The sequence below is a fragment of the Ruminococcus sp. CAG:330 genome (assembly GCF_000437175.1).
Classification (GTDB): Bacteria; Bacillota; Clostridia; order Oscillospirales; family Ruminococcaceae; genus Ruminococcus_C.
The window spans coordinates 1-12,282 of record NZ_FR898055.1 but is presented as its reverse complement, the minus strand read 5'-3'; the positions used below and the strand labels follow the sequence as shown (position 1 = coordinate 12,282).

The 12,282-nt window shown below is 57.7% G+C and carries 11 protein-coding genes; 10 read left to right on the top strand and 1 reads right to left on the bottom strand.

Translation table 11 applies throughout. The features are described 5' to 3' along the window. Positions 1 to 92 precede the first annotated feature (92 nt). A complete protein-coding gene (gene dnaA, locus QZL66_RS06520) occupies positions 93 to 1,463 on the bottom strand; it encodes a chromosomal replication initiator protein DnaA (RefSeq protein WP_022410927.1) in 1,371 nt (456 codons plus the stop codon). Positions 1,464 to 1,947: 484 nt separating this feature from the next. Between dnaA and rpmH the strand changes: the two genes are divergently transcribed. The 10 genes from rpmH (at position 1,948) to QZL66_RS06470 (ending at position 12,159) form a co-directional block, all read left to right on the top strand. After that, positions 1,948 to 2,082: a 50S ribosomal protein L34 gene (gene rpmH, locus QZL66_RS06515; RefSeq protein ID WP_084194420.1), complete on the top strand. Its 135-nt coding sequence runs from the start codon at positions 1,948 to 1,950 to the stop codon at positions 2,080 to 2,082. 265 nt (positions 2,083 to 2,347) lie between these two features. Then, positions 2,348 to 2,950 carry a ribonuclease P protein component gene (gene rnpA / locus QZL66_RS06510; protein WP_293601912.1) on the top strand — a complete coding sequence of 201 codons (603 nt, stop codon included), beginning with the start codon at positions 2,348 to 2,350 and terminating at the stop codon, positions 2,948 to 2,950. Then, the gene (gene yidD / locus QZL66_RS06505) at positions 2,947 to 3,225 is read left to right on the top strand and encodes a membrane protein insertion efficiency factor YidD (protein WP_022410924.1); all 279 of its coding nucleotides are present in this window, start codon (positions 2,947 to 2,949) and stop codon (positions 3,223 to 3,225) included. The genes rnpA and yidD overlap by 4 nt, the downstream gene beginning before the upstream one ends. Positions 3,226 to 3,234: 9 nt before the next feature. Next, positions 3,235 to 4,383, top strand: coding sequence for a YidC/Oxa1 family membrane protein insertase (locus QZL66_RS06500; protein ID WP_022410923.1), 1,149 nt, complete (start codon positions 3,235 to 3,237; stop codon positions 4,381 to 4,383). Positions 4,384 to 4,649: 266 nt separating this feature from the next. Further along, complete coding sequence (gene jag / locus QZL66_RS06495; RefSeq protein ID WP_369677367.1) at positions 4,650 to 5,738, top strand: RNA-binding cell elongation regulator Jag/EloR; 1,089 nt, start codon at positions 4,650 to 4,652, stop codon at positions 5,736 to 5,738. A gap of 102 nt (positions 5,739 to 5,840) precedes the next feature. Continuing rightward, positions 5,841 to 7,721 carry a tRNA uridine-5-carboxymethylaminomethyl(34) synthesis enzyme MnmG gene (gene mnmG / locus QZL66_RS06490; RefSeq protein ID WP_022410921.1) on the top strand — a complete coding sequence of 627 codons (1,881 nt, stop codon included), beginning with the start codon at positions 5,841 to 5,843 and terminating at the stop codon, positions 7,719 to 7,721. After that, positions 7,721 to 8,428 carry a 16S rRNA (guanine(527)-N(7))-methyltransferase RsmG gene (gene rsmG, locus QZL66_RS06485; protein WP_022410920.1) on the top strand — a complete coding sequence of 236 codons (708 nt, stop codon included), beginning with the start codon at positions 7,721 to 7,723 and terminating at the stop codon, positions 8,426 to 8,428. Before mnmG ends, rsmG begins: the two co-directional genes overlap by 1 nt. A gap of 232 nt (positions 8,429 to 8,660) precedes the next feature. Further along, entirely contained in the window at positions 8,661 to 9,479 is an 819-nt protein-coding gene (locus QZL66_RS06480) for a ParB/RepB/Spo0J family partition protein (protein WP_022410919.1), read from the top strand. A gap of 1,019 nt (positions 9,480 to 10,498) precedes the next feature. Further along, positions 10,499 to 11,320, top strand: coding sequence for a ParA family protein (locus QZL66_RS06475; protein ID WP_022410918.1), 822 nt, complete (start codon positions 10,499 to 10,501; stop codon positions 11,318 to 11,320). Then, positions 11,317 to 12,159 (top strand): ParB/RepB/Spo0J family partition protein, encoded by an 843-nt coding sequence (locus tag QZL66_RS06470; protein WP_022410917.1) that lies wholly within the window; start codon positions 11,317 to 11,319, stop codon positions 12,157 to 12,159. Before QZL66_RS06475 ends, QZL66_RS06470 begins: the two co-directional genes overlap by 4 nt. Positions 12,160 to 12,282: the final 123 nt, after the last annotated feature.

Here is a 12,282-nt window from a genome sequence, read left to right as displayed (position 1 = left end):
ACACCTCGCCAACTGCGCTCAGTTGGATCAGCCTGATCGGGTCACACGGATGCGGTGCGTTTTTGTCCCTGCACGATGGGTTTTGTGTTCTGTTACGGTCTGCTCTTACTCCGGATATTTTTGATAATATCCTCCACCAGCTGTTTCAGATGCTCATCGTGTTTCATTGCCGTCTCAATGTTGCTGATGGAGTACACGATGGTGGAGTGATCTCTGCCGTTGAACTCCGTCCCGATGGCCTGAAGGGGCATCTGGGTGATCTCCCGCATGACATAGATGGCAACCTTGCGTGCCGTGGAGATCTGACTGGAGCGCTTGCTACTACGGATATCCTCCGGCGAAACGCCGTACACATCGGCAACCTCTGCAATGATCTTTTCCACGGTGATGGGCACCGGCTGGTCATCGCTGAGGATGTCCTTGATGACGCTCTGCGCCATGGAGATGGACGGTGCGGAGCCAGCCAGATGCTTCAGCGCTTTCAGCTTCTTGACAGCGCCCTCCAGCTGACGGATGTTGGTCTTGAGCCGGTTGGCGATGAACTCTGCCACGTCGTCCGGAATGTACAGGTCGAGAAGCTCTGCCTTGCGGCGGATGATGGCGATTCTGGTCTCGAAGTCCGGCGTGGAGATGTCGGTGATGAGTCCCCACTCAAAGCGGTTGCGGATCCGGTCTTCCAGTGTTTTCAGCTCTCTGGGCGGCTTGTCCGAGGTGATGACGATCTGCTTGCCCTCGGCGTGCAGCTTGTTGAAGGTGTGGAAGAACTCCTCCTGCATCCGCTCCTTGCCGGTGAAGAACTGGATGTCGTCGATGAGCAGAACGTCGGCGTTGCGGTACTTGTCGTGGAACTGTGCGGTGTTCTTGTCGTTGATGCTGGAGATGAAGTCGTTGCCGAATTCCTCGCTGGTGACGTAGATGATCTTGTACTCCGGATGATTCTTGCAGACCTCATTGGCGATGGCGTGCATCAGGTGGGTCTTGCCCAGACCGGAGGGGCCGTAGATGAACAGGGGGTTGTAGTTCACGCCCGGCTCTTTTGCCACGGCGGTGCAGGCAGCGTAGGCGAACTCGTTGGAGCCGCCCACGATGAAGGTATCGAAGGTGTATTCATAGTTTGCGCCCTCGAAGGTGTGTTCCAGCTCTTCGTGGCGGCGTGCGATGTCGTCAAAATCCGGCGCAGGCCGCTCCTCGTCCGGTGCCGGCGAAGCAGGCTCGTCTTTTACCTGAATGTCCAGTGTCACGTCAAAGCCCAGAATATTGAAAAATGCCTCTTTGAGCAGGGCCTCGTAGTTGCCCAGCACAACGGCACGCTGGAAGGATGACTGCACGGTAAAGACCGCCGTGCTGCCGTCCAGCTGGACAGGGGTGAGGGCGTTGATCCAGAGGTTAACGGCAACGTCCGGAATGCCCTGTTCCCGGCAGTACTGCTTGACGCTGGAAAAGACTTCTTGAAATGAGTTCATAGTGGTAGAATCCTCCTTGTATTGAAAAGCCGGCCGGAGAAAATGACAGTGCCAGAATGCCGGCAGACTCCGTGTTTGCTGGGGTGCGCTGGAAATACAAGGGCAACACCGCACAGACCTTCTGCGGTGCCGCCCAGATTTTCAACAGTCCATAATATAATAGTATACCATAAACGCTGTTGAAAATCAACCCCTCTCTTGTGGAAAACTATGATTTTTCTCTGAAATTTCCGCAGAGAATCCCCGGATGGGGCGGATGTGGAAACTGTGGAAAGCCCGGCAGCGCAAACGCCACGCAATTCCGGCGGTTTTCCGCAATTTCTGTGGAAAACGCCTGCGGAAAATTTTTTTGCAAAAAATCCTTGACAAATGCGGGGGGATGCAGTATAATATATTGTAAATGGATTCGTGCGGGCTGCCTCGTAGGAATCCAGCAGCCTGTGCGGAGGATTTTCCGCCGGAAAAAAGAGAGGAGGTAACGACTGTGAAAAGAACATATCAGCCGAAGAAGATTCATCGGAAAAAGGTGCATGGCTTCCGTAAGAGAATGGCCACTGCGAACGGTAGAAAGGTTTTAGCTCGCAGAAGAGCACGCGGCAGAGCAAGACTGAGCCACTGATCGAAGTCGGACCACAACGCCACTCGTTTGTGGTCTTTTGTTTTTTCGACATGCGTATCTGAATTCCGCATCGCCCGAAATGCCGATTCGACAAGCTGTTTACCGGCAGGCATGCAGGTAACCGTGAGTCTGTACGGTCGGCATCGGGCCGCGGGATTCGGATACGCTTTTCTTTTGGCAGCACCGCCCAAAGCTTGTGCGTAAGATGCGCCGTCAGATTACGTGTAAAGCCCCTCAGGGCGTGCTTTGTGCGGGGCTGCCTTTCGTGTGCTTTGCCAAAAGCCGTCCGGATGCCGCCGTACACGAACCCTTCACCTACCTCGCCGTGTACGGCGGCGCCATCTGCGGACAGGCTCTCATCGGAATGGATGGGGCAGCGAAACCGCTGCACCGTCCGGAGCATTTGCCGGTATGCCGGCGGATGCTGAAATCATCTCGGGAGCTTTGTGCAGCGGGGCTTTGCCTCCGGCTGTCCAAGGCTCACAGCAAAGTTGGAGTGCATGCCATGCAAAAAACGGTAATTCTCAACCAGAATCGGGATTTTTTACAGCTCTACCGGCGTGGAAGAAAGATCGTGTCCCCTTATATGATCCTCTATGTGCGGAAGAACCGGCGCAAGTACAACCGCCTTGGCATTACAGTCGGCAAGAAGGTCGGCTGCGCCGTCAAGCGCAACCGTGCCCGCCGTATCATCCGCCAGGCATATCGGGAGACGGAACATCTGCTGCCCACAGGCATTGACCTTGTGATCGTGGCACTTCCCGCCATCGACGGCATCCGCTCGACGCAGCTTCGTGACTATCTGGCCGGAAACGGCCTGCAGCGGATTCGGCGCATGTTTGCACCGCCGGAGGGGGGAAAATCGTGAGGTATCTTCTGGCATGGCTGATTGGAGGATATCAGAAAATTTCCCGGCTGACACCGGCTGTGTGCCGGTTTTACCCCACCTGTTCCGCCTACGCCAAAACCGCCCTGCTGCGGTACGGCGTACTGCGGGGCGGGTTCCTTGCCGTGCGGCGGCTGCTGCGCTGTAACCCGTGGAACGCTGGCGGGATTGATCCGGTGCCGGAGCATCTGGATCCGCCGCGCATCCTGTTTGCAGGACGAGAACCCCGGCGTACACTACGCAACAGAAAGGGTTAATGAAAACGAATGGATTTTTTATATGATCTGTGCGGGAAGCCGTTTGGCTGGATTATGCGCCTTATCTATGACTGGGTGGACAACTACGCATTTGCAATCCTGCTGTTCACCATTTTTACCAAGCTGATCCTCTTCCCCATCTCGTATAAACAGCAGATGAACTCTGCAAAAATGCAGCGCCTGAATCCGAAGATGGAGAAGCTGCGGAAGAAGTACAAGGACGAACCCCAGAAGATGCAGGAGGCACAGATGCAGCTGTATCAGGAGGAGAACGTCAATCCCGGCGCTTCCTGCCTCCCCATGTTCCTCCAGTTCTTTATCCTGTTCGGCATCTTGGACGTTGTCTATAAGCCGCTGTCCTACATCCTGAAGATGGGCGGCGACCTCATCTCCAACGCCTACAACGTGGTAAAGAACATCGATCCGGAGCTTGCCAAGCAGGGCACCAGCCTCCGTCAGGAGCTGATCGTTCTCACCGCACATCACAACGACCCCGATGCGTTCGGCTCGGTTCTGGCGGGAACGAGCTTCTCCGACAAGATGGCGGAGTTCTATGACAAGTTCAGCCTGTTCGGCGTAAACCTGGGAACGATTCCGACGTGGAAGCCGGAGACATGGAACTATGCGGCAGTTGTCCTGTTCCTGATCCCCGTTCTCTCCGGCGTGCTCCAGCTGGTGCTCACGGTCTATATGCAGATCGTCCAGAAGAAGCGCAACCCCGCAGCTCCCAAGATGGGATGCATGAACGTCATGCTCTATATCATGCCGATCTTCTCGGTATGGTTCGCATTCAACGTTCCTGCCGGCGTCGGTTTCTACTGGGTCTGCTCTTCGTTCTTCTCGCTGGTGCAGTCTGTGGGACTGAACCTCTACTTCACGCCGGAGCGCATTGAAAAGCTCTGCGAGAAGGAGAACAAGAAGATGCAGAAGAAGTACGCCGCAGGCAAGCGCACTTTCATGCAGCGGATGCTGGAGCAGCAGGGAACTGTCGGTCAGCAGATGCACGAGCGCTACGAAGAGGAGACTAAGGACATGTCCCGTGCGGAACGCACAAAGTACGACAAGAAGGTACTGGACGATGCCCGCAGACGAATGGCGGAGAAGTATGGCGAGAGCTATGACGACACCGGCAATTCGGATTCGGGAAGTGAAACATAAGCGCTGCGCCGGCTGCACGCCGGAAAGCGCAGCATACTTTCAGAGCTTGTGTTCGTAGGAAATATATGCGGATTTTCGAGCAAATTTTTTTGCAGACAAGGCAAAAATTTGCAGGCATACTTTCGTATGGCAAGAATTTTTAACGCAGTATGCAACAAAATTTGCCGAAAAGACGTAGATAGATGCCTATGAACACGAGCTCTCAGAGCCCGTCTTGGTGAGTCCGGCAGGGTGCGGGACTTGCAAAACAGGCGAAAAAGAAAGGGATGAACACAGTGATGAAAGAGAGCTTTACTGCAAAAACATTAGAAGAAGCAAAGCAAATGGCATCTGAAAAGTTTGGGGTATCCGTGGATTATATTGTGTTCCGTATCCTGGAGAAACCGAAGAAGGGCTTTTTGGGGCTTGGAAAGAAAGAGGAATACGTGGTAGAGGCCGCCTACGCGATGGAAACACCGGCTGCTGCGCCGGCACCTGCCGCACCGGCAGAACCGGTTCCGGCGGAGAAACCCGCAGCCCCCGCAGCAGCGCCGGAAACCGCTCCGGCACAGCCGGAGGCAAAGACAGAGGAAGCCGCACCGGCAGAAGCCACTGCGGCCGAGGCGATCACCTCCGTGGATGAGATCGTGATCCCGCAGGACGACTCCGCCACCCGTGGCGTGGAGTCCGCTGCCATCGAAACCATCCTCACCGACGAGGAGATGTCTGAGAACCTCCTGCGTGCACGGCAGTATATCGCCGATATCTACCACGCTATGGGCATTGATATCGCCATCACCACCATGCGCACCGAAAACGGCATCCGCATGGAACTGCGCAGCCAGACCAAGAGCGGTACGATCATCGGCCGCCGTGGGGAAACGCTGGACTCCATCCAGTATCTGGCCTCCATTCTGGTGAACCGGGACGGCGAGGAGTACTGCCGCCTGCTGCTGGACAGCAACGGCTATCGGGAAAAGCGCCGCAAGACGCTGGAACAGCTGGCGGACAAGATCGCACGCAGCGTGCTGCGCAGCGGACGCTCCACCACACTGGAGCCCATGAACCCCTACGAACGCCGCATCATTCACAGCCGCATCTCCGAGATCGAGGGCGTCACCTCCCACAGCGTGGGAGAGGACCCGTACCGGAAGGTGGTCGTAGCTGCTGTTGGCGGAAAGCGCAGCAGCGGACGCGGCAGAAGCGGCGGACAGCACGGCCGTGGTGGAAAGCGCCCGTACCGCACCGAGCGGAAGCCGGAGGACTTCAAGCGCAGCGATATGGACTCCATGAAGACCAGCTTCGAGCGGGACTATAAGAAGCCCAAGCCGGAGGATGAACTGAACGCCGGACTCTACGGCAAGATCGAGTTCTGAGAAAATGAAATAAGCCTGTCGGCGTTTTCGCAGACGGTGCAAAAAACAACAGGGACGGGCTGCTGAAATGAGTGGCCCGTCTTTTTTTGGAGAGGATTCAAGATGTATCATATGGGAAATTACGATGTCGCCGTCGTGGGCGCAGGACACGCCGGCGTGGAGGCAGCGCTTGCCTCGGCACGTCTGGGCTGCCGGACGGTGCTCTTTACGATCTCGCTGGATCAGATCGCCAACATGCCCTGCAACCCGTCCATCGGCGGAACTGCCAAGGGGCATCTGGTGCGGGAGATCGATGCGCTGGGCGGCGAAATGGGACGGGCTGCCGATGCCTGCTTCCTGCAAAGCCGGATGCTCAATCAGGGCAAAGGGCCGGCAGTCCACAGCCTGCGGGTGCAGGCGGATCGGGTGCAGTATCACAACTACATGAAGCACGTCTGCGAACAGACGGAGAATCTGGAGATCAGGCAGGCAGAGGTGGCGCAGGTTCTCGTGGAGGACGGCCGTGTCTGCGGCGTGGTCACGGCGCTGGGGGCGGAGTATACCGTTTCCGCCGTGGTCATCGCCACGGGAACGTACCTCAACGGCAGGATCCACGTGGGACAGGTGTCCTATGAGAGCGGGCCGGATGCCGCCCTGCCCAGCCGTGCGCTGGGCGGGGACTTGCAGGCGCTGGGGCTGCGGATGCGCCGGTTCAAGACGGGAACGCCCTGCCGTGTCCACCGGCGCAGCATTGACTTCGATGCCATGGAGCGGCAGGACGGCGATGCAGAGATCGTGCCGTTCTCCTTTGCCTCAGATGCCGCAAAGATGCACAATCAGGTGTCCTGCTATATCACCTACACCAACAGCGAGACACACCGCATCATTCGGGAGAACCTCCACCGTTCGCCCCTGTTCTCCGGACAGATCGAGGGCATCGGCCCACGGTACTGTCCCTCCATCGAAACCAAGATCGTGCGCTTCGCCGACAAGCCCCGCCACCAGCTCTTCGTCGAGCCCATGGGCCTGCAGACGGAGGAGTACTATTTGCAGGGCATGTCCTCCTCTCTGCCGGAGGATGTCCAGCTGGCGTTTCTGCGCACCATTCGGGGACTGGAGCACGTGGAGATCATGCGCCCTGCCTACGCCATCGAGTACGACTGCGTCGACCCCACAGAACTGCGTGCCACGCTGGAGTGTAAGAAGATCTCCGGTCTGTACGGCGCCGGACAGTTCAACGGCAGTTCCGGCTATGAGGAGGCTGCGGCGCAGGGACTGGTGGCAGGCATCAACGCCGCACGCAAGGTGCAGGGCAAGACGCCGTTTGTCATGGACCGTGCGGACTCCTACATCGGCACGCTGGTGGATGATCTGGTGACCAAGGGCTGCGAGGACCCCTACCGTATGATGACCTCCCGCAGCGAGTACCGGCTGATTCTCCGGCAGGACAACGCCGACTTCCGGCTGACGCCCATGGGCTACGAGCTGGGGCTGATCTCCAAAGAGCGCTATGACGCCATGACGGAGAAGTACCGGCAGGTGGCGCAGGAGAAAAAGCGGGTGGAAAAGACCACCCTCGCCCCCTCGCCGGCGCTGAACCGGTATCTGGAGACGCAGGGCACTGCGCCCCTCTCCACGGGCTGTAAGGTGGCAGATCTGGTGCGCCGGCCCCAGCTGCGCTACGAGGGACTCAGAGCATACGATCCTACCCGTCCGGCGCTGCCGGCGGTCATCGGAGAGCAGGTGGAAATCCAGATCAAGTATGACGGCTATATCGAAAAACAGATGGCGCAGATCGCCCGCATGCGGAAGCTGGAAAATCTGGCGCTGCCGGAGGACTTGGACTATACCGCCATTCGGGGACTGCGGCTGGAGGCGGCGGAAAAGCTGAACGCCCACCGTCCCCAGAATCTGGGACAGGCGAGCCGGATCTCCGGTGTGTCGCCGGCGGATGTGTCCGTCCTCATGGTCTGGGAGAACAGCAGCGGAAAGGAGCAGGCATAATGGAATATGAGAGCGCTAAGGCGCTGTTTGCGGCGGCAGGCATGCCCCTGTACGAACAGCAGTACTGCCAGCTTCAGGCGTACCTGAAAACGCTGGCGGAGACCAATGAAAAGATGAACCTCACGGCGATCACCGAGCCGGCGGAGGTCTGGGCGAAGCACTTTCTGGACAGCGCAGCCCTGCTGTGCCATGCGAAGCTGCCCACAGGTGCATCCTGCATCGACGTGGGAACGGGCGCAGGCTTTCCGGCGATGGTGCTGGCGGTGCTGCGTCCGGACGTGCAGTTCACCCTGCTGGACAGCCTGCAAAAGCGTGTCCGCTTTCTGGAGCAGACGGCACAGCTGCTGGGGCTGGGGAACGTGCGCTGCATCCACGCCAGAGCCGAGGAGGCTGCCAGACAGCCGGAGCTGCGGGAACAGTTTGACTTCGCCACAGCACGTGCAGTGGCAGCGCTGCCGGTGCTGGCGGAATACTGCCTGCCGTTTGTGCGGGTGGGCGGCGTGTTCGCCGCCATGAAAGGCCCGTCCGAACCGGTCGAACCGGCGGAGCAGGCGATTGTCACACTGGGCGGCGGAACTGTTCAGGTGACAGACTATACGCTGGAACAGGCGGGCGCACGCCGTCTGGTGCAGGTGGAGAAGTGCCGCCCGACACCGGAGAAGTACCCCCGCCGGAGCAAACAGATCCAGCAGAAGCCGCTGGGCTGAAAATATCGCAGAAGCTGACAGGATGTCCGAAAAAGTGCCGCAGAATGCCGTCCGCTTTTTCGGAAGTCCGGCGAAACCTGCCGAAAAAACGGCGCTTTTTCCGAAAAACCGCACTTTTTTTCTCTGGAAGCCATTTCTGAAATCTGCTACAATAGAAGATACGGAAAGCAATTCCGCCTGACGGCTTTGTGCGGGATTGCCAGAGATTCTTTTTCAGAGAAAGGAAGTTACTATGGCAGGATTTTTAACGTTTACCCGGGAAAAGCCCATCAACCGTATTGTGGAGGTGGATGTGAGCGAGATCGTCCCCAACCCCCACCAGCCACGCACCGGATTCGATCCGGCGGACATCCAGTCGCTGGCGGAGAGCATCGCCCAGAACGGCATTCTCCAGCCTCTCACCGTCCGGCGTGGGGAGGGGTGCTATGAACTGGTGGCGGGGGAGCGCCGGCTGCGTGCGGCAAAGCTTGCCGGCATGCAGGCAGTGCCCTGTATCATTCTGGAGATCAGTTCCCGCAACTCGGCGGTCATGGCGCTGGTGGAGAACATCCAGCGGCAGGATCTGTCCTTTTTCGATGAGGCGAGCGCCATCGAAAAGCTCATTACGTATTACGGCATGACACAGGAGGATGCGGCGGCAAAGCTGGGCAAGGCGCAGAGCACCATCGCCAATAAGCTGCGGCTGCTCCGGCTCACGGCGGAGGAACGGGAGATCATCATGAAGTACAACCTCACCGAGCGCCATGCCCGTGCCCTGCTGCGTCTGGCTGCGCCGGAGGAGCGTCTGGCGGTGCTGGAAAAGGTAGTGCGCAATAACCTCAACGTGGAAAAGACGGAGCACGCCGTGGAGGAACTGCTGGGGCAGCGCCGGAAGCGGGAGAGCTATCGGAAGCGCAGCAAGGTGTTCCAGAATGTGCGTATCTTCGTCAATACCATCACCCGTGCTGTGGAGACCATGCAGGCGGCAGGCATCGCCGCAGACTCCCAGAAGATCCAGCGGGAGGACTACATCGAATACCGGGTGCGGATTCCCATCGGGGAGAAGAAATAATATTCAGAGCGGCAGTGTTTCACGTGAAACATTGCCGCCTTTTTTGCGGGGCGGGGTGTGCACGGAATTTGTGGGGATATCACACCAAAAGCATCGTGCAGAAACAGAGAGAAACGAGGTGGTTTAATTCGTCAGGCTGATCCAACTGAGCGCAGTTGGCGAGGTGTTCTTAGAGGGCGAGTAGCCCTCTGAGTCGCTGTCCGCAGACAGCGAAACTTCCTGCGCCATGCTTTTGGCGCACGGGGAAGGTGGGTGAGAAAAGCGACAGCTTTTCGAGGGCGGAGCGAACAAGACCGCTCCGCCCTGTGTGCCGTTTGCTGTTTCTTGATTTTGAAAATGTTCCGGTGGAACATTTTCAACGGGATATGCCTTGCTGTGAACCAGTGGACACAGCACGCCGTGTCCCTACTTATATTTCCCCACACAAGACACTTTGCCAGTCGAATCAGTCTGACAGGACAACGGTTCTGAGATTATTTCGTTTCTGCACGATGCTTTTCGTGATTGTTCTTGCAATTTTGCAGCGCATTTTGTAGGGACACGGCGTGCCGTGTCCGCAAATATGCCAGGGAAAAATCCGTTGAAAACGTTCCACCGGAATGTTTCCAAAATCAAGGCGTTACAAACGGCACACAAGGGCGGAGCGGTCTTGTTCGCTCCGCCCTCGAAAAGCTGTCGCTTTTCTCACCCACCTGCTCCGTGCGCCCAGAAGTATGGGCGCAGAGTTTTCGCCGTCTGCGGACGGCGACTTAGAGGGCACGTGCCCTCTAAGAACACCTCGCCAGCTGCGCTCAGCTGGAGCAGCCTGACGTGTTCAACGGCTCCGGTTCTTTTTGTTTCTGCACGATGTTTTTTCTGTCTGCGTGTGATTTTGCAGCATGTCATGTAAGGACAGGTTATACCGAAAATGCGTTTTTCCCTCTTTACAACTGACATAAATCATGTTATAATAAGTAAGAACTATGATTCGAAAGAAATCGGCAGAAACGGCAGTTTGCCAACGAAAGGAAGAAATCAGCGTGGGTATGGTCTATGCAGTTGCCAACCAGAAGGGCGGCGTGGGAAAATCGACGACAGTCGTCAATCTGGGGGCATATCTCGGCTCTCGGGGAAAACAGGTGCTCTGCGTGGATATTGACCCGCAGGGCAATACCACCACCGGTCTGGGCATCAAGAAAAAACACCTGACGGCATCCTCCTATGAGGTGCTCGTGGGAAAAAACAGCATTCAGGAGGCGATCGTCCGCACGGCGTTCGAGAATGTCAGCATCCTGCCGGCACGCAATACCCTCGCCGGCGCAGAGCTGGAGCTTGCCTCCATGGAGAACCGGATGAACCGGCTGAAAATGCAGCTGCTCACCTGTAAGCTGGACTATGACTACATCCTCATCGACTGCCCGCCGGCGCTGGGGCTTCTGACGGTGAACGGACTGGTTGCCGCAGACCGGATGATTATTCCCATGCTGGCGGAGTTCTACGCCCTGGAGGGCTTGTCCCAGCTCACCAATACCATCAAGATCGTGCGCAGCAATTTCAATCCGGCGCTGGATATCGCCGGCATTCTGTTCGTGATGTTCGATGCCCGCCTGAACGTGTCCCGCCAGGTGGAGGAGGAAGTGGAGAAGTTTTTCCCCGGCAAGGTCTTTCAGACCAAGATCCCCCGAAACGTCCGCCTCTCCGAAGCCCCCAGCCACGGCAAGCCGGTCATGTACTACGACCACCTCTCCAAGGGCGCTGAGGCGTATGCGCTGCTGGGCATGGAGTTGCTGGGCGAGAAACCGCCGGAGAAAAAACGCCGTCTGATGATATTCGGCAAAAAAAGGGAGCGTGAAAGCGAATGACAATAGGCGGATTGGGCAGCGGTCTGGATTTTCTCTACGATGAGAATGCCGCCGATGTGCAGGTGAAAAAGACACTGCGGCTCTCGGAACTGGAGCCGAACCGAGATCAGCCCAGAAAGATTTTCAGCGAAGAGGCAATCGCGGCGCTGGCGGACTCCATTCAGCGCTACGGCATGCTCCAGCCCATTCTGGTGCGCCCCTACGGGCTGAACTACCAGATCGTCGCCGGCGAACGCCGCTGGCGTGCGGCACGGATGCTGGGGCTGGACGAAGTCCCCGTCATCATCCGGGAAATTTCCGACGAGGAGACCATGGAAATTGCCCTCATCGAGAACCTCCAGCGGGAGAACCTGAATCCGCTGGAAGAGGCGGAGGGCTACGAACAGCTTATGGAGCGGTTTGAGATGACACAGGAGGACGTCGCCAAGTGTGTGGGAAAGTCCCGCAGCGCCGTGGCAAACTCCCTGCGCCTGCTGAAGCTGCCTAAGGAGATTCGGGAGCTGGTGCAGGGCGCAGCCCTGAGCGCCGGCCACGCCAGAGCACTTCTCGCCATTCGGGATCCCGCACTTCAGATGGACACGGCAAAGCGTGCCGCAGACGGCAAGCTCACCGTGCGGGACATCGAGAAGATCGCCGCAGCAGAGGTACAGGCAGCGCAGCCGGAAAAGCCGGCGGATGCTATGCCGGACAGCTATTTCACGGAGATGCAGATCAGTCTGGAGAGCCGTCTGGCACGGCGGGTTTCCGTGACCTATGGGAAGAATAAAGGCTCGCTGGTGCTGGAGTTCTACGATAAGGACGACCTCGCCGCACTGGCGCAGAAGCTGACAAGAGAGTGAGCGGATGTTTCACGTGAAACATTGTTAAGGTTTGCCGGCGTATCCTCTCGCATCGTGCAGAAACAAAAAGAACCGAGATCGTTGGACTCGTCAGGCTGATCCAACTGAGCGCAGTTGGCGAGG